The organism is Sphaerochaeta sp. UBA5836, assembly GCF_002432845.1.
Taxonomy (GTDB): Bacteria; Spirochaetota; Spirochaetia; order Sphaerochaetales; family Sphaerochaetaceae; genus Sphaerochaeta.
Genome location: NZ_DJGW01000083.1, coordinates 17,264 through 40,963, shown reverse-complemented (window position 1 = coordinate 40,963; position 23,700 = coordinate 17,264). Strand labels below are relative to the sequence as shown.

Here is a 23,700-nt window from a genome sequence, read left to right as displayed (position 1 = left end):
GATCCTGTCATCGGGGCTGTCAGGGAAAAGGAGCCGGAAGCTTCACCGTTTGCAGAAGAGGACACTGGTTTTCTTGCAAGAGTGTACAGGGAGCTTGAAAATCTGAAATGAGTCAACTTTCCTTATAGGTGTATCCGATACCCCAAACGGTCTTGATCCTGCTGCCGTACGCTCCGAGTTTTTTTCTGATGGTGGCAACCTGGACATCGATGGATCGGTCGGTGACAGGGTAGTCGCTTCCCTTGATCCGGGTGATCATCTGGTTGCGGGTGAAAACCTGTTCGGCATTGCCGGCCAACAGATAGAGCAATGAGAATTCAGTTGCCGTAAGGTCGATTTCTTGGTTGTCCACCAGGCACACATGCCGACCCTGATCCATGACCAGGCCTGCATGATGTACCACTTGAGGGCTCTGAAGCTGTTCCGAGCGTCTTAAGACAGCCCGGATTTTGCTGGTAAGCACATTCATGCTGAAAGGTTTTGTCAGGTAGTCATCGGCTCCCAGTTCCAAGGCGGTGATGATGTCGCTCTCCTCTCCCTTTGCCGATACCACAATGATGGGTGTTGTGTTGTTCAAACCGTATCGAAGCGTCTTGATGAGCGTAAGCCCATCCATGACCGGCATCATGATGTCGAGGATGATCAAATCGACGCTTTGCGATGAGAGAACTTCCAAAGCTTGTTTGCCGTGTTCCGCCTGGAGTACGGCATATCCGTTGCTGGCCAAGGTATAGCGTTCCAATTCTCGAATGTCGATGTCGTCTTCAACTACCAGAATCGTATTCATGATCAAACCGTAGTACACAATCCTTTATGAATGCAAGGGTGGATGTGGTTTTTTCATAGATTATTCACACCTTATGAATCAGGACGCCCGAAGGCGTCCTGTTCCGATGAGGTATTTCAGCGCGGGATGGCCAGGATTGTGGCCAACTCGGGATTCTTCTCAATGTTCTTCTTCAAATCCCGTTCACGACCCTTGTTCACATAGTCCTTCTCTTCAAAGGTATAATGGAAGTTGGTATGTACATCGTAGGTTCCGTTCATCAATGCATAGGCATCTTCGGTCATGACCAGCTCTTCATCGGTGGGGATCACCAGAATCTTGACCGGAGAGTCATCGGTGCTGATCACAAACTCACCATTTCTGCTGAAACATACTTCGTTCTTGTGTTCATCGAGCTTGGCCCCGATGGCTTCGAGTCCTTTGCAGGCTCCAAGGCGGATGTGGCGGGCCATTTCCCCCACACCGGCGGTGAATACGATGGCATCGAGCTTGCCGTCAAGCAGGGTGGCATAGCCGCCGATGTATTTCTTCAGCCTTCTGCACTCCATATCGATGGCAAGTTTCGCACGAAGGTCTCCTTCCTGGCTGGCCTTCAGCACATCGCGTCGGTCGCTCTTGCCGCACAGACCGATCAAGCCGCTCTTCTTGTTGAGGGTGGTATCCATCTCCTTGGCGCTCATGCCGGTGTTGTCCATCATGTAGGGGATGATGGCCGGATCGATGTCGCCGCTGCGAGAACCCATCACCAGGCCCTCAAGCGGGGTGAGACCCATGGAGGTGTCGATACAGATGCCATTCTTCACAGCACAGACTGATGCGCCGTTGCCGATGTGGCAGATGATGACATTGGTATCCTTGTTTTCCTTGCCCAACACAACTGCGGCACGCTTTGCACAATAGAGATGGCTGGTTCCATGGAAGCCGTAGCGCCGTACATTGTACTTGGTGTACCATTCGTACGGAACTGCATACATGAAGGCTTCATCGGGCATGGTCTGGTGCCAGGCGGTGTCGAGGACGATGGCCTGGGGAACATCGGGCATGGCCTTTCGGGCTGCCTCGATACCCATGATATTGGCAGGCATGTGCAACGGGCCGAGGGGAACGACCTTCTTCAACTGCTCGATGACCTCATCCGTTACCAGTGCGGACTTCTTGAATACCTCGCCTCCATGCAGGACCCTGTGACCGACTGCACCGATTTCCTTGAGGTCCTTGATGACGCCATACTCATCATCCATCAGCATGCGGATGATCAACTCGATGGCTTCCTTGTGGGTGGGGGAAGAGAATTCTGCGTGGTACTCCTCCTTGCCGTTGGCTTTATGCTCAATGGTGGAATACTCCAGTCCGATTCGCTCTACGACTCCTACAGCAAGAATATCCTTGTTCGCCCAGTCGTAGACTTGGTACTTGGCAGATGAGCTGCCACAATTCAGGGTCAGAATTACCATGAAAGACTCCTATAGTTCATATGGTTTACCGATAATTGGAATGTTGATTGGTTCCAAGTCATTAAATCACTATTACGCAGAATAATCAACCTGAAGCAAAACAGGAAGTACTAGTTCTTTTCCTATCATGAAGGTAGCTCTGCTCTGTCTGTTTCTTTTGCCCTTTGCCGATCTTGTGGGGCAATCGACACTCAATCTGACGTTCCATCCCGACACCGGATATTACAAAGGTAGGTATACCTATGCACAAAAGGCGTTTCAACTTGACGTTGAATCCAACATCAATCTCAAAAGGATGCAGATGCAGGCGAAGGTGAACAAGCTCTCATCCCCATATTTTTCCTACACCGACAGCCGATACATTGGCCTGTACACCTTCCTGCCGGCACAGTCCTGGCGAAGCCTTTCCTTTCAACAACCGGCCTATTCGGTATCACTGCTGCGCGGTGGGGGAGAGCAGACCGCAATCGAGGTCCAGGCAGGCTCTTTTTCAGCCCTCTATCAGCTGGGACCGAACGATGTGCATGCTGAGGATTTGGCCTTGGCGTGGGACAATCACCTCCTTGGGCGAAACCTGATCGTCCGATACCGGTTTGATTCAGATCAGGCCTTTTGGAGTGTTGAGGGTGTATGGGGGGAGTTCCGTAGTCTTGCAATCTCAACGACGGCGGGCATCAGAGTGGGGCCCGTCAGTTTTCAGAGCAGCAGCAACAGCCCTTTTTTTGTGCGGAACCTGGAGGCCGGCATTCATGTTCAAAAGAAGGGCTTCAGCCTGCATCACAGCTACAGCTCCACCCTTGGCCTTCCCCCCATCCATGGCGGGCACTCCCAGACGATGCAGACTGTTCTTGAGACACGCTTTGCGTATAAGGGCCTGTCAGTAGAGTACCAACAAGAATTTTTGGTTGATGCACTGAGTGCAAGGAGCCGGGAGATGGAGCTGCAGGTGCTGTATGCAGGTTCCAAGCTGCAAACCGGCGTGGTGTTCTCCTCCGATTCCCCGCCAAAGCTGCTGATGGAAGACAAGATGGCAAGGCTGTCCTTCCAGTCTTCAAAAATCTCTGCAGTGTTTGTATTCCAACGAAGCAACGGCTCGGTCTCCCTTCGCTTCCACCCGCAAAAAGGCCTGACAATCTCCTATTCCTTCCATATCACCACCGACCAACATAATGAATCTCCTCCTCGAGCATGACATGAGTCTTCTCAAACACGTGCTGTCTGATATGCTCGATGAGTGCTTTCACATCGCTGCTAGTGGCATGCTTGTTGGGATTGATGATGAAATTGGCGTGACGCAGAGACACTTTCGCCCCCCCGATGGAGTATCCCTTCAAGCCGCACTCATCGATCAGCTGTCCTGCATGCAGGGCTTCGGGATTCTTGAAAATACATCCTATGCTGGGGTGGTCGTACTGGCCATTCAGTTTTCGCTTTGCTTTCACCTCATCCTTGCGCTTGCGGGCTTCACTTGTCTGGGTAATCGGGGTGAGCCTGAAACCAGCTTCATAGATGATGATGTCTTTTCGGTTCGAGAACGGGGTGTTGCGGTAGGTGAAATCGTCACGGTGAATCTGTTTTCGATGCATCTTCCCGTCCATTGTCAGGTAATCGACATAGTACAGCAGATCCGAGATATGCATGCCATGTGCTCCGCTGTTGCCGGCAATGGCTCCCCCCACCGTCCCAGGAAGTCCTCCAAGCAGTTCCAGCCCGCCCAAACCATCCTCGAGGGCGTAGTCAATCGCACGGTCGAGCAAAAGGCCGCTGCGGACACAGAACATCTCACCTTGGACATGCCTTCGCCTGAGGTGGCATGTGAAGATCGTCAGCCCTTCGATGCCGTCGTCGCTTATCAGGCAGTTGGTGGCGCTGCCGAGAATGGTGATCGGCAGTTTGTGCGTTTGCGCATAGTCGAGGAGGAGGCGCAACTCATCAAAATCAGAAGGGTAAGCTGCCAAGTCGGCCTTGCCGCCGGTATGGATGCCGCTGAGCCCAGCCAGTTCAACCTGCTCGATGAGCAGGTGGTCAAGGTTGATTTTTTCATCGCTATTGCGTACATTGGTATGCATGGAGTCATCTTACCCCCTTTTTTCGGGGTGGGCAACCTAAAGGAGCTCTGCATGTCTGTCCTTCTCTACAATACGATGAGCCGTCAGCTGGAACCATTCCAGCCCATCAAGGAGTCTGATGTAGGACTCTATACCTGCGGCCCGACTGTATACAACTATGCACATATCGGAAATTTGCGGACATATTTGTTTGAAGACCTGTTAAAGCGCACCCTCCTCATTTCGGGTTTCAAGGTGAATCATGTGATGAACATCACCGACGTCGGTCATTTGACCGGTGATGGGGACGACGGGGAAGACAAGCTTGAAAAGATGGCAAGCAAGACCAACCGGACGGTATGGGAAATCGCATCCTACTACACCGAGGCGTTTTTCAAGGATTATGATGAACTGAATATGATCCGGCCGTCCACGGTCTGCAAAGCCACCGATCATATAGAGCAGATGATTGCATTGATCAAGCGGCTTGAAGAGAGAGGGCACACCTATATCAGTGGGGGAAATGTCTACTTCAGCATCGACTCCATAGATGATTACGGAAAGCTTGCCCGCCTTGACCTACAAGCCTTGAGGACTGCAGTACGTGACGATGTCGAGGTGGATGGGAACAAGAAGAACAGCAAGGACTTCGTTCTTTGGTTCACCAAGAGCAAACACGGAGAGCAGGCGATGATGTGGGACTCTCCTTGGGGCAGGGGCTTTCCCGGTTGGCACATCGAGTGCTCTGCAATGAGCATGCACTATTTGGGTGAGTCGTTCGACATTCATTGCGGCGGCATCGATGCCATTCCGGTGCACCATACCAATGAAATCGCGCAAAGCGAGGCGGCCACCGGCAAGCCTTGGGTCAAATACTGGCTGCATGGTGAGTTCTTGCTTGATGAGACAGGCAAGATGAGCAAGAGCAAAGGTGAATTCCTCACCTTGGGCCTGCTTGAGAGCAAGGGCTTCGATTCGATGGATTACCGGTATTTCTGCCTGGGCGGGCACTATCGCAGTCAGCTGAAGTTCAGCTTTGAGTCGTTGGAAACCGCTCGCACGGCCCGCCGCAACGTATATGACCGAATTCAGAATCTTTTGAATCAGGGTGCAAAAAAGATTGCGTTGCAACGAAGTGAGGCCTTGGCCTACCAATCGGCATTTCTTGAGCATGTCCAAAATGACCTGAATACTCCCCGCTCCCTGGCCGACCTGTGGGGCGTGCTGAAGGATGAAGGTCTCTCAATCGATGAAAAATACACACTCTGCCTGTACTTCGACCAAGTGTTTGGCTTGAGGTTCGACACCATCACCAAGGCTGAGGAGCAAACCTTTCCACCTGAAGCGATGGCGCTGCTGCAACAGCGAATTGAGGCGAAGAAGGTGAAGGACTGGGCTCTAGCGGATTCTCTGCGTTCAGAATTGGATGCGATGGGCTATGTTGTCAAAGATACACCTTCGGGAAGCTCTTTGGAAAAAAAGATGTAACTTGGTTACTGGTGAGTTGTTAACGTTATGGAAATACAGAGCAACGATGAGCGAGCGTTCAAGCGAGTTTATGAAGAGGTTTTCCCGATATTGATGCGCGTGGTCTATCACGTCACCAACAATCAGGACCTTGCTGAAGAGATTTGCCAGGAAGCTTTCATCAGGTTCTTTGACAAGGGGATGGAGTTTGCCACCCTTGATGATGCCAAGTATTGGCTGATCAGGGTGTCGAAAAACCTTGCCATCAACCAAGTGAAACGGAAAGCCCGGGAGATGGGGATGGTGGAGAAGCTGAAAAAGGTTCCTGCCATGCATGCCAACACTTCCGACGGTGCCCAGGTGTTGGAGGATAAGGAGACCCGCAAACTCGTACAGGAGGCCATAGACCAGCTTCCTGAGAAGTTCAGGCTTGTCATTGTGATGAAAGAGTATACCGACATGGATTACAAGCAAATCGCGAGTGTGCTCCATATTTCTGAAAGTAATGTGAAGGTACGAGTCTATCGGGCACGTAAAATGCTCGAGTCGATTCTCAGCCAGGAGTAGTGTATGTGTGTGGACGACGAACTGTTGAATACCTATCTTGACGATGAGCTGCAGGAACCTTGGAAGACCCAGGTCCAGGAGCATCTTTCCTATTGCAACGCCTGTCGCCAACGTTTGGAGCAACTTCGCTCATTGCATCAGACTTTGTATGATGCAAGGTTGCGTGACTCTGACATCAAGGCTCGCCAGGATCGGGTATACGCGTACTTTGAGAAGACGCGGTTTCCCTCCGCAAACAAGAAGATGCACATTTTTCGCAAAAAAATTCAAATCAAGCTGGTTCCAGCTTTGATCACCAGCGCAGCTGCGTTCGTGGTGGTATTCATCGGTGCGTTCATGTTGTTCGGCACACAACCCCAGATGGGACAGGAAATCCTTCCTGGGGTTGTCGAGCCCATTAACAGTGCTCACATTCGGCAGGTGACCGATGTTCAGAAACCTTCTCTCGATATGTTCAGTCTGGAGCAGATCGTTCAGCATCTTGACGCCATGGGGTATGCAGTCAAGTTGGAATTGAAGGCGGTGACTCCTCTCGAATAAGAGATAAATCCTCTCGCTCTCATGTCGAAGGCTCTACATTCACTTGTAGAGCCTTCCCTATTTTGCTACTATGAACAGACTCTTTTTCCGAGTAGGAGGCAGTTTGTGAAGGCAATTGAATTGGCCAAAGCCTATGATCCAAAAACGTTTGAGGATCGAATTTATCAAGCATGGACCCAAGAGGGTTTGTTCAAGCCGGTAGCAGGGCAGCAGACTCCATTCACCATTGTAATGCCTCCTCCCAACGTCACCGGAATCCTGCATATGGGTCATGCCCTGAACAACTCCCTGCAGGACATCCTCACCCGGTACTACCGCATGACCGGCAGGCCCACCCTGTGGGTGCCCGGAACCGACCATGCAGGGATCGCCACCCAGAACGTGGTGGAACGCCAGCTTGCCAAGGAAGGCCTTCGAAGACAGGACCTCGGACGGGACCGGTTCCTTGAACGTACCTGGCAGGTGAAAGAGAAGCATCACAGCATCATCAAGGAACAACTGCAGAAAATCGGCTGCAGTTGCGACTGGGAGCATGAAAGATTCACCATGGATGAAGGCCTCAGCCAAGCGGTACGGGAAAGCTTTGTCACCCTGTATGAGCGCGGACTCATCTACAAGGGCGAGTATCTGGTGAACTATTGCCCGAAGTGCGGAACCGCACTTGCCGATGATGAAGTTGAATACCAGCCGGTGCATGCCTTCCTGTACGATGTGCGGTATCCCTACAGTGATGGAAGCGGGTTCATCACCGTTGCCACAACCAGACCCGAGACGATGTTCGGCGACGTTGCCGTTGCCGTCAATCCCGAGGATGAACGATATACCCACTTGGTGGGCAAGCTGGTGGACCTTCCCTTGACCGGCCGAAAAATCCCCATCATTGCCGACAGTTTCGTTGATATGACGTTCGGCACCGGCATGGTGAAGATTACTCCGGCTCACGATCCCAACGACTGGCAGTGCGGCAAGCGCCACAACCTTGAAAAAGTGAATGTACTGAATGCCGATGGGACGCTCAATGAGAACTGCCCGGAAAAATACCGAAACATCAATGCCATTGAGGCCCGGTCACTGGTTGTACAAGACTTGAAGGAACAGGGGTTCCTGATCAAGGAAGTGGAACACAACCACGATGTAGGTCATTGCTACCGTTGCAATACCGTTATTGAGCCGTATCTGTCCAATCAATGGTTTGTCAGCATGAAAGGTATGGCCGACAAGGCCCTCAAGGCTTGGAAGGATGAGAAAATTGTCTTCTATCCGAAGCGTTGGGAGAATACCTACAGCCATTGGCTGGAAAACATCCATGACTGGTGCATCAGCCGTCAGCTGTGGTGGGGGCACCGAATTCCTGTGTGGGAGTGCCGGCAGTGCAACGAAATCATCGTAGCCAGACAGGATCCCTCCGAGTGTCCGAAGTGCCATAGTACCGATCTTGTGCAGGAAACGGATGTTCTCGATACCTGGTTCAGTTCATGGTTGTGGCCGTTCAGTACGTTGGGATGGCCGCAAAAGACAGCAGATCTTGCCACGTATTTCCCAACCACCACGTTGGTCACCGCCTACGATATCATCTTCTTCTGGGTTTCCCGAATGATCATGGCTTCCTTGGAGCTGATGGGGGACGTCCCGTTCCGCGATATCTACATTACCGGTTTGGTTCGTGACAAGCAGGGAAGAAAGATGAGCAAGAGCCTGGGAAACGGAATCGACCCCTTGGATGTTGTACAGCAGTACGGCGCTGATGCGATGAAGTTCACCCTCTGCTACATGGCCACCCAGGGTCAGGACATCCTCATCGATATGGACTCCTTCAAACTTGGTTCCCGTTTTGCAAACAAGGTATGGAATGCCGCCCGGTTCCTTCTGATGAACCTGGAGGGTGTGGATGCTATCGATGTTTCCTCGGTTGATTTGTCAACCATGGACAAGTGGATCTACCACCAGCTCAATGAGGCAGCGCGGAAGGTGAAGTTGGCGCTCGAGAGCTATAAGTTCAGTGATGGCGCCCAGGCTGTGTATGATTTCTTCTGGAACGATTTTTGCGACTGGTATATCGAAAGCGCCAAACAAGGTTTGTACAGCGAGGATTCAGGGCTCAAGGAGCGGCAGGTGGCCCTGCTTCTGGACCTTCTCGCCGAGTCGATGCGCCTGATGCATCCCTTTGCTTCCTTCATCAGTGAGGAGATCTACCAAAAGCTGCCAAACGTGGAAGGTCCGCTGATCACCAGCTCGTATCCCGCTTACCGCAATGACCGGATTCATGATGAGGATGCAATGAAGGTGGCAAGACTGCAGGAAGCGGTTACATCCCTGAGGGCATTGCGTTCCGACTTGGGCATTCCTGTCGAACGAAAAATCCGCGTGGTGGTCAAGTGCGACCCGTCATTCTTTGCAGCTTCCTTCTTTGAGGAACAAAAGAGCCTGATGGCCGGCTTTGTAGGAGCTTCTTCGCTTGAAGTGGATGAGAGTGCAGACACCGCCAAGGCGGTTCCCGTTGCCGGTACCGGCTATGAGATGTTCGTCTTCGTTCGTGAGGCCATCGATGTAGAGAAAGAGGTCGCCAAGCTGGAAGCCGACATCGAGAAGAGCCGCAAGAGCCTGGAAGGTGTTCTCGCCAAACTCTCAAACGAGAAGTTCATTTCCAATGCGAAAGCTGAGGCCATAGAGAAGGAACAAGGCAAGAAGGCCGAGTTCGAAGAAAAAATTGAGAAGGGTGAAAAGCACCTGACATTGCTTAAAACGTTCCTGTAATGCATTCGGTGCTCCTTCGTCATCCCGCCTCATCACACGAGGCAGGATGAGACGTGGTATGGTTGCAAAAAGGTTTTCGAGCACCGGGAGGCCAAAGAAATGGCGTCCAGCAAAGGACGCCATACTCAAGCGATTGTTATTCGCCTTTTTCTTCCTGAATCTCTTTTCTGCGATCTTTGCAAAGTTTTGCGATTTCTGCCAAAGCCTTTCTGGCTCGTGCTGCCGAGACCTTTACTCCTTTCTCAGTGAACTTTTGGTTCTCTGCGAGGTACGTTTCATACTGCATGACAATCTGTTCGTGAATGGTCATTGATTCCTCCATGTGTCTAGGTTATCTAATTCTATCACGCTTTTTTGGCTGTGCAAGGGAAAAACCTGCATATAACACGTTAATTTAAGGTTATTTATGTGATAACGCGTCCTTTCCACAGAAAACCCCGTCCACTCAGACGAAGAATCAGGCCATTGAGGTACATGAGCACCACCAGCAGGATGGTCAACGGCCCGAACCGGCCCGATTGCGGCGAGAATCCGAAGTATGTTGCACATCGTTTCCAGGTGGTGAACAAGAGCAAACTGCCGGCCAGTGAGAAAATACAGGGAAGCATATAGCTTTGGTTTGAAAAAGCCAGAACCCCAAAAACCACGCTCAGAATCGGAGCAAAGCTGAGCAGGAGCAGGACCAATACAATGAGGAGAATCAAGAGGAAGCCCAGCAGGCCTTGCTTGACCACTCCGATGATGGACCGTTCCAAGCTTTTCCAACCTTGGGAGAAGGTCGTGAACATTTCGCACTGCAGGGCTGTCTGCATCGGCGCGAAGAGTTGCTTGTGTCCTTTTTTTGCGCATAAGCGAGCAAGGGCGACATCGTCGCAGATCTGGCCTTTTATCGGTATAAATCCTCCCAAGGAGATGAGTGCTTCCCGCTTGATCATCAGGTACTGCCCGATGGCCATGGAAAAAAGCGGCCACTGCAAGGAAGCTTGGAGACGGAAAGGAACGAAGAGTGCGGGATTGAAAAGCATGACACTGACCAGCACTTCCAGGGCCAGGGATCGGGTGATCTGCTTGGGATATCCGCTGATCATCTCCCCTTTCTGTGAAGCAAGCAGAAAGAGGCCGTAGGAAATCGAATCAGGAGTATGGCGAGTATCGGCATCAGTGAAGAGAATGTATGAACCTTTGCCGGCTTCGTACAACTGTTGCATCGCAAAAAGCTTGCCCGTCCATCCATTCTCAAGGGGTTTTCCTGTAATGAGACGGATGCGGCTGTCCTGCTTCTGCAGCTCGAGGACCAAGGAAGCGGTAGCATCGGTGGAGTTGTCGTCCAAGACTAAAATTTCCAGATTCTGATGTTTCTGATGCTGCAAGGATCGAACGCATTCTTCGATATGCAATTCCTCATTGCGGGCGGGAATGGCAACAGTGACCAAGTCCTCGGACTCAAAGGCCTCCCAATGCTTGGTTATCCGATCGAAGTATCGTCGGTTGCTTGTGTAAAGAAAAAACGACCAGATGCCCACGATCAGGATGATGGTCGAGACCAGCAGATTCATAACTTGTCTTGCACCTCTTTCAAATATGCATCGAGGGTGGGGTCGAAACGATACAGAGCTTTTGCTGCATCCAAGTATCCCTTTGCAGTACTCCACTCGTTTCGCTTCATGCTTGCCACACCGATATTGCTGTACAGGCTGGCCGTATCCCATCGGGAGAGAATCGGCAACCCTTCACGAAGGAGCTCCAAATATATCTGCAGTGCCTTGTTCACATCCCCTCCGGCAATCGAGGGTGCGTAGAGCAGACTGCTGGCCTTCATCAGACGCGCATACACCTGGTCGGGGTAATGCTTGTACGCCTTGTTGATCTTGGAGTTGCTGCTGATGCCCTTTCCCAGACTTCTCGGGTTGAGGAGATAGTGGATGGAATCGATTTCGGCTTCAAGGATAAGCTTGAAAAATGAATCTTCCTCCAGTCCCTCCAGTTCCTGTTCCGCTTCCTTGAGCAGTTCAAGGGAACGACTTGGGTCTTTTGGTTCTCCTTCCGTATACAGGCGGGCAAGCAGGGTGGCCGTACGAATATCGAGCACAATCTGTTGCTCCTCTTCAAGTCCTGTCTTCTGCAGCTTCACCCGCAGCTCCTCTGCTTTGTCGCAATCACCGGCATCCCTCACCACTTGGACATACTGCACAAAGGCTGGTATTTCCTTGAGAAAGGAAAAATCATCCACCAAGGCGGCACTTGCAAGGGTGCTGAGCATGCAAAGACTCATAGCCAATGAAAGGAGGATTCGTTTCATATGTGCTATTTAACCACAGTTTCCCGGCGGATGATATAGCCTGTCTGTATCGATTTGTCTGTTTTCAGATACTGTACCTTGCCGTGGTCGGCTTGTTCGATTGGCTGCAAATGCTCATCCAGCAAACAAAAGCAATCGTCTTCAATGTGATGGACATCGCTTGAGATGTATTCGATGGTCATCCCCTTGCGGATTTGATTCTTCAATTCGAGGGCGAATATCCCCGGTTCGACCTGCGTGCCGATGAAACCGCAGAAAAGGTAGTCCCTGAGGTATCCCTGTTCGGTGCTCTTGTCGATTCCTTGCCCCATGGCGGGGTCGACCGGCCCATGACCGAAGAAGAAGCCGGTGGAGTACTCCCTGTGGCTTATGTCGAAGAGGTCCTGACGGAACGTCTTCCAATTTTCATCGCCGGTTTGAAGGGCGTCGAGGGCTTTTCGATAGGCTCTCGTAACTACTGCCACATAGTAACTGCTTTTCATCCGGCCCTCGATCTTCAAGGAATCAACGCCACAGTCGACCAACTGCTGCAGATGATCGATCATGCACAGGTCCTTGGATGAGAGAATGGTGGTGTATCCATCCTGCTCGATCACCGGGTAGTACACACCCTTTCGCTGTTCTTCCTCCAAAGCCAACTCCCCGCTTTGGAGCAGTTGATAGTTCCATCGGCAGGTATGGCTGCAATCACCTTGGTTGGCGCTGCGGCCGGTCAAGTGGCTGGAAAGCAGGCAGCGACCCGAATAGGCCATGCACATCGCCCCGTGGACAAATACCTCAAGCTCTAAATCTGGATTGGCGTCCTTGATGCGTCTGATATCCTCCAGTGGAGTCTCCCTACCCAGGATGACTCGTCTGAATCCCATCTTTTGGTACATCGAAGCACTGCTGGAGTTGGTGCAGCTTGCCTGGGTCGAGAGATGCAGCTCCACCGATGGTCCAAGTGCATCCTGCAGCAGGGGAACAAGACCGATATCGCTGATGATGAAGGCATCGAACGGCCAAGTCTTGATCACTGGCAATTGCTCCTTGAGCAAGGCAAGGTTTGCCTCGTCAAAGAGCATATTCAATGTGCAGTAGAGACGTTTGCCGCTTCCGGCTTTGAGTGCTCTCACCTGCTCAAGATCGTCTGTCGTGAAATTCTTCGCATTGGAACGAAGAGAAAAATCTGAAAGGCCGAGATATGCTGCGTCCGCGCCATAAGCGAAGGCGAGACGCAGCTTCTCAAGATTGCCTGCCGGACTGAGCAGCTCAACGCCCACCCAACGCCTCCCTGACCGCTTGTGCGACCGCAGCACTGATGGCGGCGATTTCGCTTGTGTTCGGCTGAGGGGCGGTTGCCGCGACGGGCTGCATCGCCGGTCGTTTCGCATCGTCAGGGAAGGCGATTGCAAGCACCTCTTCGACCGAACCCACCAAATGGAAGGTGATGCCTTTTTTCAGCCCCTCGTCAAGCTTGTCCAGATCGCGCTTGTTGAATTGGGGAATGATGATTGCTTCGATCTTGTTCCTTCTTGCTGCAAGCACCTTCTCCTTCAAGCCGCCGATGGGCATGACCTTTCCCTTGAGGGTCAGTTCCCCCGTCATGGCCAGGTTGGGGGCCATGACTTGGCCGGTGACCAAGCTGTAGAGGGCAACGGCCATGGTCACCCCTGCGGAAGGTCCGTCCTTCGGGGTCGCCCCTTCAGGCACGTGAAGGTGGATGGCGTTGTGCTCAAACCAACTCGGGTCGATCTTATGTTCGGTTGCATGCGCCTTGATGTAGGTATAGGCGATGCTTGCCGACTCCTGCATTACATCCCCAAGCTGACCGGTGAGTTTGATCTCACCCTTGCCGGGAGTGTTCTGCGCTTCGATGATCAAGGTATCGCCACCCATGCTGGTCCATGCAAGACCGATGGCCATACCGGGCCGGTCGGCTTTCAAGATCTCATCCTCGACAAAGATCGGCTGGCCGAGATACTCGAGAAGCAGCTTCTCGTCGATGACCACAGGCAGGGATTCCATCTTGTTTTCGACCAAGGAGAGGGCGACCTTGCGGTTGATCTTGTGCAGGGATTTCTCGAAGTTTCTCACTCCTGCCTCCCTGGCATACTCATCGGCAATTTTTCTCAGGATTGCCGGGGTATACTTGATTTCATTCTTGGTCAGGCCATGCTTTTCCATCGATTTGGGGACCAGGTACTTCCTGCCGATGGCAAGCTTCTCGTCACTGGTGTACCCCGAGAGCTGAATGATCTCCATTCGATCCAGCAAAGGCCTGGGGATGGAATCCAGTGTATTTGCCGTACAGATAAACAGCACCTCGCTCACATCGAAGGGGATATCCAGATAGGTGTCGCGGAAGGATGAGTTCTGTTCGGGGTCGAGAACCTCAAGCAAAGCACTTGCAGGGTCGCCCTGATAGGAGACCCCCATCTTGTCGATCTCATCGATGAGGAACACCGGATTCTTTGTCTTGGTGATTCTCAAGCCCTGTATGATCTTTCCGGGCATCGCCCCGATATACGTCCTTCTGTGGCCCTTGATCTCACTCTCGTCATTCATGCCGCCGACCGAGAAGCGGAAGTACTGCTTCTTCAATGCGTGGGCGATGGAGATGCCGACACTGGTCTTTCCGACTCCGGGAGGGCCGACCAAGCAGATGATGGAACCCTTGGTGTCCTGCTTTTTCTTGCGCACGGCCAAAAATTCGAGAATTCGGTCCTTGACGTCCTTCATCCCGTAATGGTCCCGCTCAAGAATCTTTCGGGCGCTGTCGATGCTGAAGTTCTCCGGCTTCGGCTCCTTCCAAGGAAGATCGCTGATGATCTCCAAGTAGGTGCGGCTGATGGAGTACTCAGGACTGGACGGATCCATCGCCTCCAGGCGGCTCATCTCGCGGTCGACGGTCTCCTGGGCTTCAGCTGAAAGCGGAAGACCCTTGAACTTGGCCTTGAGCCGGTTGATCAACTCAATCTTGGGGTTGGTTGACAGACCGAGCTCCTGTTGGATGGATTTAAGCTCCTCGCGCAAGAAGTACTCGCGCTGGTTCTTCTCGATCTTCTGGTTCACCCTTGCCTGGATTTTTGCCTGCACTTGGGCGATGTTCTGCTCGTTCTTGATGAATACAAGCACTTTCTCGATGCGCCTGCGCACCACCAGCGTTTCCAGGATGTCCTGCTGTTGTTTGCGTTCGACATTCAGGATGCTTGCGATGAAATCGGCAAGCTTGCCTGGATGATCGATGTTGACCATGTTCAGCCGCATCTCCTCACTGAAGATTTGGTTGTTTTTGGTGAGCATTTTCATTTCGGAAAGCAGAAGCCTGGTCCATGCCCGCAGCTCCTCCGGCTCATCCTCGATGTCCTCGAGGTATTGCACCTCGGCCACAAGGTAAGGCCCGCTGGGATAGTACTGCTTGGTCTCAAAGCGCTTCAGCGTCGAGATGAATATGCTGATGCCCCCGTCGGGGAGCTTGATTTTCTTGACAATCTTGGCAACGGTTCCCACAGTATACAGATTCTCATGGGAGTATTCTTCACTCTCATTCTCCTCCTTGACGAGGAGCAAGCCCAGAAAACCACCATGCTTGATGGCCTGGTTGACGATTTCCACATCCTGGTTATCGGTGATCATCAACGGGGTAAACAGTCCGGGAAACACAGGGTTTCCGGTTACTGGGAGAATAAACAAATTATTGGGAAGCAGTTGCTCGATTGGCATCAGTTCCTGTTCAGACATAGCGCCTCCATATGACAAATACATTCGGGCACATAATCCATGCGCCCGAACTAAAGGTAATCAAACTTTCTCCTAAAGGAAAGTGCCTACTTCTCTTTGGACAGCCACGTAACCCCAAGGTAGCAGAACGGGGTATCCAGAAGGGCGAATGCAACCTTGAAAAGCCAGTAGGGGATGATCAGGCTGAAGACAAACGCAGCGGTGAATTTTGGTGTTGTCCGATAAAATGCAATAAACATGAAAATTACGGTGTCGATGAATTGGCTGGTGATGGTGCTGAGGTTGTTTCTCAGCCAAAGCAGCTTTCCGTTGCTCATTTTCTTGAATAGCAAAAAGATATTTACATCGATTGTTTGGCTGATGGAAAAGCTTATCAGCGAGGCAAGGCTCATCCGCATGCTCATTCCGAATATCTGCCTGTACTCGTCCTGCAAATCCCAGCTTGGATGCGGCGCGACTTGTACGAACAGCGCTGTGGAGATGAAAAGGATGACCAACATGATGATGGAGTAGTTGACGAACAAGGTCGCATGGTCGTGTCCTTTCACCTCGCCGACTATGTCTGTGATCAAAAAGAGCACCGGCATGAAGAAAATACCGACAGAAACTCGTACACCGAACAGGCTGATGATCTTGCTGCCGACTGTGTTGACCAATACCATGCCTGTTATGTAAAGAGCGAAGAGAAAGAGCTCTTTTTTATTCATTCCTGTTGTCACCTTATCCATGCTGTCCTCACTTGGCGCAAGTGTAGCAAAAAGCATTCAGAGGGTCAAATAGGAAGCAATTTTCTCAGTTTTCCACTGTCTCGAATAGGAAGATGCATGGAAGAAGCTGATCAGTCTCTCGTAGAGCATTTCGGGCTTAAGGATACTCGAAATACCTTACCTCGTCTGCCATCAGGAAACCGGTGACCGCCACCTTGAAATTCTCAAAGGTTGCATGAAGAGCCTTTTTTATTATATCAAATAAATATGAAAATTGAACAATAAAATGGGGTATAAATCAAAAAACGTATAGTAAGCATATTTCAGGGTAGAGAAAAAGGTAAAGCATCTCCCATTCTCTGCGAGCTGCTTTTGGATCTGGATAAATTTCAACCAATTTTCCCGGAAAGAGCACAGGGAAATATGTTGCATTTTGTTGCAGTCGTGCTATGATGCAGATACGGATGAATCGTCTCTGAACACAAGGAAGGAATCTTTATGGATAGCAAACTTATTGTAATAGCCATCGGCGGGAACTCTCTGATCGAGGACCCAAAACATGTAACCGTTGAAGCCCAATACGAGGCTGCACGGAAGACGGCGGCACATATCGCAAAATTGGTCCAGGCAGGACACAGGGTGGTCATCACCCATGGCAACGGACCCCAGGTGGGCTTCATCCTTCTCAGGGCGGAGTTCGCCCGCTCCATCCTGCATTCAGTCCCCTTGGACAGCTGTGTTGCCGATACCCAGGGAGCCATCGGCTATCAACTGCAGATGGCCCTGAAGAATGAGTTTGCCAAAATAGGCTTGAAAGACGAGGTTGCAACGGTGGTGACCCAGGTGGAGGTGAGCGACAACGATCCCTCCTTCGGCAAGCCGACCAAGCCGATCGGGTCCTTCATGACCAAGGATGATGCCGACTACCACAGCCAACATGATGGTTGGGTGTGCGTCGAGGATGCCGGTCGTGGCTATCGCAGGGTTGTAGCCAGCCCCAAGCCGAAGGCCATCGTCGAGATTGAAACGATCAGGATACTGCTTGACAACAAGGTCATCGTGATCGCAGGCGGTGGTGGTGGAATCCCGGTGGTGCGCGATGAGCAGGGAATGCTCAGCGGCAGGGAAGCGGTCATCGACAAGGATCTTGCAGCCGCCCTGATGGCAAAGCAGTTGAATGCCGACTTGTTCGTAATTTCCACAGCGGTGGAGAAAGTCTGTCTGAATTACGGAAAACCCAACCAGAAGACCTTGGATACCATTACGATAGAGGAAGCCGAGCGGTATATTGCAGAAGGGCACTTCGCACCCGGCAGCATGTTGCCGAAAGTCCAGGCCATCGTCGATTTTGTTCGCTCCACCGGCAATGAAGGCTTGATCACCGATCCCGCCAACTTGTACGGAGCTCTCTACGAAGGAAAAGGTACGAAGATTGTCCGCTAGGCAACCCATGTTTCCCAACCTCCGCAGTGCAGTGATCAGCATTGCGGTGGTTGTGGTTCTGATTATATTTGCAGTGGTTGCAATAGACCGGAGCAACGTCAACCGTCTTGGACGATACGAGAAGCAGGCGCTTGCCGAGCTGAAGAACGTTGAGTCGCATCTTGCTCTCCGCCAGGATTATGCGACTACGCTCTGTGCAATGCTTGAGCAGAAGGGCCATGCAGCAGAGCTTGCAGGCTTGATAGCCCTTGCCGAACAGGCTCGTACGGCAAGCGAGATAAGTGAAACCTATCTGGCAATGGATACCGTTCTCGCCTTGTTGCAGAAAGAACTCTTTGCCGATGCAGCCTATCGTACCTATGCGCCGTATTTTGAGAAAATGTATGAAGAGGAGCTGCTTTTAGCCGAGGCGTTGCTCTCTTATCATGCAAAAGCCGAGTACTTCAATCGGCAGAAGCATGCCTTTCCGGCTGTGTTGGTTGCCAATCGCCTGGAGATGGAGGACCTACCGATCTTTACGGTTTCGGCGGCCCTGAAAGGACGACCCTAGCAGATAGACGGGAAGCAGGACAGCCATGGTCCGCAGGTTGTCCTGCAGGGCGAAGGCGGGTGCCAGAAACTTGAGGCCGAGCAGGACAATCATGATGACAGAGCAATAGGCCAAAAGCCTGGAGCTCTGCTTTTTTTGGACCAAAAACTTGAAAGCAACGACAAAAAGCAGGGGATTCAGAAAGAGGATGTTCTCATTGAAGTAGGTCATGTCCATGTCGGAGAAGAGCATCATGAAGAGCAATAGCGATCCAAGCACTCCAAGACCAAGGAAGACAAGCCCCAGCAGGATTCGCTTGAGGGATGGGAGTTTGCGTCCGAGGATGAAAAGCAGCAGTGCGAAAACGAAGCCGAAGAGCGCGTAGGCCCAGTCGTAGTCGACCAGCTCCTCCTTGACGGTGAAGCGCACATCCATTGCAGCGGTATCCTGAAGCACCTGCTCCTCGGCGGCCAGTCTTGTTCCGTCGGGGTAGGAGAAATCCAGTACCGCCTGATGAAGTTTTTCAGGCAGGAACAACTCTTCATACCGGTTGAGCCGGGTATCGATGATTCTGCTTTGCAGGGTGTCGAGCACCCAGAAGAGGGCCGGGCTGTGGATCATGTACTGTGCGGTCAACTGGCGATAACTGCCCTGTCCCGGTTCCTGTTCCGCCCATTCACGGAAAGCCCCCAAGGTTGCAAAGTCGATGATATCCCTGATTCTGGTCGCACAGTTGTCATAATAAAAATGATAGAGATAGGTGCTGTATTCGTTTGTTATATGTTTCTGCAGGAAATTGATAAGGGCGAATTTTGCTTCTCTGCTGAGATTGAGCTCTACCAGGCGGACGTCGCGGACTTCGTCTATCGCCTCTTGGATACGCCAGGCGGCTTCACTGGCCACAACGTAGTAATACATCCGGCCGCGGGCGAAATTCAGATAAAAATGTTCCTGTTCGTAATCGAATATCCCCCAGTCATACATGATCTTGGTACCGGATGGCTGCTTGACAATCAAGGCGGAGTGGCCGAACCAGGCATACAACGGGTCGCCCGGTCCTACTGTCAAGAGGGACACCGAGGTATTGTCGACCCATTCTTCTTGATTGGCGGCCAGACTTTGCGAAAAATCTATCTTGGAAAGTTCCTTTGTGCTGTCAAAGGGCTGCTCCACCTGCCGGGGATGTATACTGTAGGCCGGCAGCGCCACCATGCAAAACAGCAGCCAAAGGCTGAGGAATGTCCGTTTCATTGCAGTCAGCATAGCACAGAGATGCATTACTTCCAACCAGTTGATTTTTTGCCCTCTTCCTTCTACTCTAGTTGGTGGAGGGCCCATGGAGCGCAACGTATCGTCTTTGGCTATTGTTTTGCACAGTCAGCGGTACGGTCAGCTGAATCGACGACTGAAGTTGTTGAGTGTGGACTTCGGAATCATCGATGTTGTCAGCTATGGAGCTCGAAAATCCTTGAAATCGGTAAAGGCCGAGGTATTCTCCGATGGACAGTTTTTCCTGTATTATAATCCGGTAAAGAAGGATTACACGCTCAAGGATGCCCAAATCATTGCCACCCACGACGATATTCGAAAAGATTTGGTTAGCACCTACAGCGCCCTCTTTTTCTGCGAATTGCTGCTCAGGACCAACGGTGGGGAGAGTGCGGAGGAGTATCAACTGCTCAGTACCGCTTTGGACTTGCTTTCAGGGCTTCCCTTGTACACTGACCGGATTCTCATCCAGTTCATCCATCGGTTGACTGATCTGCTTGGTCTGCGCACCGATTTGACCAGTTGCCCTATTTGTGAGCGGGAATATGGACCGCAAGAGGTGATTTCTTTCTCATCCTCGCTCTCTTGTCCCTGCTGCAGCCGATGTGCTTCCCTGGAGTCGAATATGTTGCTGCCCCCGGGTGCCCGCCGCTATCTCGTGGTTACCTCCCCCATGGGGTATGAGGAGAGTGTGCAGGTACCGCTCAGTCCGACTGCCGCCAGCCGTATCAAGAACTACCTGCTCAGGTATGCTCAGATCATTGCCGGCGGAGCGCTGAAAACCTTGTCTGCGGGCATCCTGCAAACAGCGGTGGATCTATGATTGGAAAAATAAAAGAAAGGTTGTATATACATGGTTTGGAAAAAGTTACCCGTCAGCGCGCAGGAGATGCGACGCTTGCATGAGCAGTACGGACTGGATGTACTGAGTGCCTCCATTCTGGCAAGAAGAGGTCAGACATCCAGCGAACAAGTAAAGTTTTTTTTGGAGCAGGAGCTTACCTATTTGCACAACCCCTTCCTCTTCGATGACATGGAAGAGGTGGTCGACCGCATCAATGAAGCGGTTGCAGAAGGGGAGAAGGTGTGCGTCATCGGAGATCGCGATGTGGATGGTATTACCAGCACTGCATTGTTGGTCCAGGAACTGAGGAGCATGGGTCTGGATGTTTCCTATCAGCTGCCCGAAGGTGACGATCCGTATGGCATGACTCTCTCTGGCGTTGACAAGGCTCATGAAGACAAGGTCACGTTGATGATCACCGTTGATTGCGGCATTTCCAATTTTGCGGAGATTGCCCATGCCCACAGCCTCGGCATCGATACGATCGTCCTTGATCATCACATCAGCGGTAATACCTTGCCGCCTGCCTTGGCCATCATCGATCCCAAAATGCCTGGTTCCGGATACCCCTTCGAGCATCTGGCCGGTTGTGGTGTCGTAGCCAAGGTGATTTGGGCATTGCGTTTCAGCCAGACGGATTTCTATCGTGAGGAGTGCCTTCTGCTGCATGCCCAACCCGGACACGACACGATCATCATTCAGGCGATGCGCATTCAGAACCTCCTGGTCATCGACCGGGTGATCGAGGAGGTCAATCCAGGCCTGATCTCTGTGTCGCAGAGCAAGGTTCTCTCCTTCCTCTCCTGCGGCCTTCCCATCCTGGTGCTCGATGCCCAAGCCGAACTTGTCCAGCTCAAGCAGGCTTTCGGCAAGAAGGTGGATGTGCATCTGGTGGAAATGCGGCCTCAGATGGAAGCTGTGATGCCGGTGATGAAGAACAAGGGCTTGTTCGCCCTCTCCAATCTGAGCAGGGCCATCAAATACTCTTCGTTCGGACGTGATGAACTGCAGGTGCTCTATACCTTGTTTATTGCCTACTGTATGAAGCGGTATCCCAGCTTGGACAGCGACTATGAGTCGATTCTAGACTTGGTCGCCATCGGGACCGTTGCCGACCTGATGCCGATGGAGGATGAGAACCGCATCCTCGTCAAACGGGGACTGAAGGTGCTGACGCAAGGCCGGAGAGAGTCCTTGCTGCCGCTGTTCTCCATGCAGAACCTGCTTGGCAAACAGCTTTCAACCAGTGATATCTCCTGGCAGATCAGCCCGGTGATCAATGCCTCGGGAAGGATGGGAAAGCCGTCGGTTGCATTGGAGATGATGCTCAGCACCGATCCAGGCCAAGCCGAAGAGCTGGCCGGCCAACTGCTGCGGCTCAACAAGGAGCGTCAGAAGCTCGGGGAGGACGCTTGGACTCGATTGCTTTCGATGGCTAAGGAGAGCTTCGAAGCTAGCGGATCCAAGCTGGTGGTGGTTGAGGATTCAACGCTCTCGCGCGGTATAACCGGAGTGATGGCAAGCCGCCTGCTCAAGCAGTTCAACGCTCCCGCCATTGTACTGGCGACGGTCGGGGAGGAGCGGGTCAGCGCCTCCATGCGAAGCCCGGACTCGTTCAATGCCCGTGAATTTCTCAGCAGATTCAGTGATTTATTTCTTGATTACGGCGGACATGCCTGTGCAGGCGGTTTTTCCATGGATGTCTCTCAGCTTAAGGTTTTCAAGCAGAGAGTCATGGATGAGATCGATACCATGGACTGCCTGCCTGAAGAGGTGGAGGAGGTCACCATCGACTGCACGCTGCCTGAAGCCTATATGACTCCCGATATCATCAAGGTGGTTGAGTTTTTCGAGCCGTACGGAGAGAAGAACCCACCTTTGGTGTTGCTGATGGAAGGAGCAGTCATTGAAAACATCCAAGTCATGAATAACAAGAACGGCTCGGTGCAACATGTGAAGATGACCCTTGCCTTCGGCCAGTACAAATGGCCGGCGCTCTACTGGAGTGCCGCCGACCGTATCGGCAAGGATTTCGATGTGGGAACGGCTGTGGATATCGTCTTCAGGTTGGGAAGAAACTACTTCAGGAATCAGGAATCCTTGCAGATAACAATAATTGACCTAAAGCCTACAGCATGAAGAGCGTGTGTACTTGACACAGAGCCCTTGTTTCGGGCACTCTAATGCAGGTGAAAATGAACCCAGTAATCGGGAAGGGGGGTGATTAATTAATATATGGCATACGTAAAAGTAGACGACAATGAACCTCTTGAAAAGTCGATCAAGCGTTTTAAGCGCATGGTTGAGAAAGAAGGCATCATCCGCGAATGGAAAAAGCGGGAGTACTTTGAAAAGCCCTCCACCATCCTTAACAGGAAGAAGAAAGCTCTTGCTCGCAAGCAGATGAAGAAGGTGCGCAAGCTCCATGGCTCAAAAGGCTTATAATGGATAGGTCAACCGCCGGTCTCCGGCGGTTTTCTCATTCTTGGGATGTTCAACCATCAAATTTTACTCTGGCACTCTATCAATTCTTCCTATCCGGAAACATTTACCCCTAATTTTTATTAATACGTCATATTTTGTAAAATAAATTAGACAAAATGCATATTTTTGGTGTACACTTACTCCAGACAAATGTTCAAGGGGTCCATGCCCCTTGGCAAACCGCAAAGAGAGGAAAGTAACGCCATGCTAATTCTGATTTCTGATGCCTTTGATGCTTCACTTCCACAAAAGCTCAAGCCGTTCGGCGAAGTTACTACGGACAAGAACCGTCTGGGTGAGGCTCATGTCGTGCTGGTGCGCAGCAAAACCAAGTGCACCAAAGAGTATATCGACCAAGCGCCGAATCTGAAGTTGATCATTCGTGGTGGAGTCGGGATCGACAACATTGACAAGGCCTATGCAGAAAGCAAGGGGATCATTGTTCGCAACACTCCCAAATCTTCTGCGATTGCCGTAGCGGAACTTGCATTCGCCCTGATGTTGAGCACCCCGAACAATCTGGTTGCCTACCACAATGGCATGAAGAGCGGTCAATGGCTTAAGGACCTCAAACGCACCGAGCTGTACGGAAAGACTCTCTGCCTTTTTGGCATCGGCAATATTGCTTCCAAGGTTGCCGAACGTGCAAAGGCTTTCGGCATGACTGTCGTGGCGTATGACAAGTATGTCTCTTCCTCTCCTCTGGCCCGCATGGTTCCCACTGCTGAGGAAGCGGTAGCCGATGCAGATTACATCTCGTTGCACCTTCCCTTGACCGATGAGAC

General features: G+C 51.7%; 21 protein-coding genes. 11 read left to right on the top strand and 10 right to left on the bottom strand.

All coding sequences use genetic code 11. The annotated features are described in order from the left end of the window. Positions 1-112 precede the first annotated feature (112 nt). Positions 113-787: a response regulator transcription factor gene (locus B3F49_RS07210; RefSeq protein WP_293894806.1), complete on the bottom strand. Its 675-nt coding sequence runs from the start codon at positions 785-787 to the stop codon at positions 113-115. Between the two features lie 116 nt (positions 788-903). Then, the gene (locus B3F49_RS07205; RefSeq protein ID WP_293894809.1) at positions 904-2,241 is read right to left on the bottom strand and encodes an acetate kinase; all 1,338 of its coding nucleotides are present in this window, start codon (positions 2,239-2,241) and stop codon (positions 904-906) included. A 127-nt stretch (positions 2,242-2,368) separates the two neighbouring features. Here B3F49_RS07205 and B3F49_RS07200 point away from each other — a divergent pair, with 127 nt between their 5' ends. After that, the gene (locus B3F49_RS07200; protein ID WP_293894812.1) at positions 2,369-3,433 is read left to right on the top strand and encodes a hypothetical protein; all 1,065 of its coding nucleotides are present in this window, start codon (positions 2,369-2,371) and stop codon (positions 3,431-3,433) included. Here B3F49_RS07200 and murB read toward each other — a convergent pair. Then, positions 3,393-4,310, bottom strand: a complete 918-nt coding sequence (murB, locus tag B3F49_RS07195) for a UDP-N-acetylmuramate dehydrogenase (protein ID WP_293894815.1) — start codon at positions 4,308-4,310, stop codon at positions 3,393-3,395. The genes B3F49_RS07200 and murB overlap by 41 nt on opposite strands. 51 nt (positions 4,311-4,361) lie before the next feature. On the opposite strand from murB, the gene cysS reads away from it, so the two are divergent. The 4 genes from cysS to B3F49_RS07175 all read left to right on the top strand — a co-directional run bounded on the left by cysS (position 4,362) and on the right by B3F49_RS07175 (position 9,617). Then, positions 4,362-5,777 carry a cysteine--tRNA ligase gene (cysS, locus tag B3F49_RS07190; protein ID WP_293910084.1) on the top strand — a complete coding sequence of 472 codons (1,416 nt, stop codon included), beginning with the start codon at positions 4,362-4,364 and terminating at the stop codon, positions 5,775-5,777. Positions 5,778-5,804: 27 nt separating this feature from the next. Beyond that, positions 5,805-6,323: an RNA polymerase sigma factor gene (locus tag B3F49_RS07185; protein ID WP_293894821.1), complete on the top strand. Its 519-nt coding sequence runs from the start codon at positions 5,805-5,807 to the stop codon at positions 6,321-6,323. A 3-nt stretch (positions 6,324-6,326) separates the two neighbouring features. Then, on the top strand, positions 6,327-6,863 hold the full coding sequence (locus B3F49_RS07180; RefSeq protein ID WP_293894824.1) for an anti-sigma factor family protein: 537 nt from the start codon (positions 6,327-6,329) through the stop codon (positions 6,861-6,863). A gap of 105 nt (positions 6,864-6,968) precedes the next feature. Next, the gene (locus B3F49_RS07175; protein WP_293910082.1) at positions 6,969-9,617 is read left to right on the top strand and encodes a valine--tRNA ligase; all 2,649 of its coding nucleotides are present in this window, start codon (positions 6,969-6,971) and stop codon (positions 9,615-9,617) included. 136 nt (positions 9,618-9,753) lie between these two features. On the opposite strand, the gene B3F49_RS07170 is transcribed toward B3F49_RS07175, so the two are convergent. The 6 genes from B3F49_RS07170 to B3F49_RS07145 all read right to left on the bottom strand — a co-directional run bounded on the left by B3F49_RS07170 (position 9,754) and on the right by B3F49_RS07145 (position 16,367). After that, entirely contained in the window at positions 9,754-9,927 is a 174-nt protein-coding gene (locus B3F49_RS07170) for a hypothetical protein (protein ID WP_244771149.1), read from the bottom strand. Between the two features lie 94 nt (positions 9,928-10,021). Beyond that, positions 10,022-11,173 carry a glycosyltransferase gene (locus B3F49_RS07165; RefSeq protein ID WP_293910080.1) on the bottom strand — a complete coding sequence of 384 codons (1,152 nt, stop codon included), beginning with the start codon at positions 11,171-11,173 and terminating at the stop codon, positions 10,022-10,024. Further along, entirely contained in the window at positions 11,170-11,916 is a 747-nt protein-coding gene (locus tag B3F49_RS07160; RefSeq protein ID WP_293910078.1) for a hypothetical protein, read from the bottom strand. The genes B3F49_RS07165 and B3F49_RS07160 overlap by 4 nt, the downstream gene beginning before the upstream one ends. A 5-nt stretch (positions 11,917-11,921) precedes the next feature. Next, positions 11,922-13,178 carry a peptidase U32 family protein gene (locus B3F49_RS07155; RefSeq protein ID WP_293894840.1) on the bottom strand — a complete coding sequence of 419 codons (1,257 nt, stop codon included), beginning with the start codon at positions 13,176-13,178 and terminating at the stop codon, positions 11,922-11,924. Next, the gene (gene lon, locus B3F49_RS07150; protein WP_293910076.1) at positions 13,168-15,639 is read right to left on the bottom strand and encodes an endopeptidase La; all 2,472 of its coding nucleotides are present in this window, start codon (positions 15,637-15,639) and stop codon (positions 13,168-13,170) included. The genes B3F49_RS07155 and lon overlap by 11 nt, the downstream gene beginning before the upstream one ends. An 86-nt stretch (positions 15,640-15,725) precedes the next feature. Further along, complete coding sequence (locus B3F49_RS07145) at positions 15,726-16,367, bottom strand: queuosine precursor transporter (protein ID WP_293910074.1); 642 nt, start codon at positions 16,365-16,367, stop codon at positions 15,726-15,728. A 477-nt stretch (positions 16,368-16,844) separates the two neighbouring features. Between B3F49_RS07145 and arcC the strand changes: the two genes are divergently transcribed. Both arcC and B3F49_RS07135 read left to right on the top strand, forming a co-directional pair. Beyond that, the gene (arcC, locus tag B3F49_RS07140; RefSeq protein WP_293910072.1) at positions 16,845-17,789 is read left to right on the top strand and encodes a carbamate kinase; all 945 of its coding nucleotides are present in this window, start codon (positions 16,845-16,847) and stop codon (positions 17,787-17,789) included. 7 nt (positions 17,790-17,796) lie between these two features. Further along, on the top strand, positions 17,797-18,339 hold the full coding sequence (locus tag B3F49_RS07135; RefSeq protein ID WP_293894851.1) for a hypothetical protein: 543 nt from the start codon (positions 17,797-17,799) through the stop codon (positions 18,337-18,339). Here B3F49_RS07135 and B3F49_RS07130 read toward each other — a convergent pair. Beyond that, positions 18,295-19,569, bottom strand: coding sequence for a DUF4105 domain-containing protein (locus tag B3F49_RS07130; RefSeq protein ID WP_293910070.1), 1,275 nt, complete (start codon positions 19,567-19,569; stop codon positions 18,295-18,297). The genes B3F49_RS07135 and B3F49_RS07130 overlap by 45 nt on opposite strands. An 85-nt stretch (positions 19,570-19,654) precedes the next feature. Between B3F49_RS07130 and recO the strand changes: the two genes are divergently transcribed. From recO to B3F49_RS07110, 4 genes are all read left to right on the top strand, one after another. Further along, positions 19,655-20,410: a DNA repair protein RecO gene (recO, locus tag B3F49_RS07125; protein ID WP_293894857.1), complete on the top strand. Its 756-nt coding sequence runs from the start codon at positions 19,655-19,657 to the stop codon at positions 20,408-20,410. A gap of 66 nt (positions 20,411-20,476) precedes the next feature. Then, positions 20,477-22,570 carry a single-stranded-DNA-specific exonuclease RecJ gene (gene recJ / locus B3F49_RS07120; protein ID WP_293910143.1) on the top strand — a complete coding sequence of 698 codons (2,094 nt, stop codon included), beginning with the start codon at positions 20,477-20,479 and terminating at the stop codon, positions 22,568-22,570. Positions 22,571-22,666: 96 nt separating this feature from the next. After that, positions 22,667-22,876, top strand: a complete 210-nt coding sequence (gene rpsU / locus B3F49_RS07115; RefSeq protein WP_293894863.1) for a 30S ribosomal protein S21 — start codon at positions 22,667-22,669, stop codon at positions 22,874-22,876. 243 nt (positions 22,877-23,119) lie between these two features. Next, positions 23,120-23,700 (top strand): NAD(P)-dependent oxidoreductase (locus B3F49_RS07110; protein ID WP_293910141.1); only part of this gene is annotated, 581 nt, incomplete at its 3' end.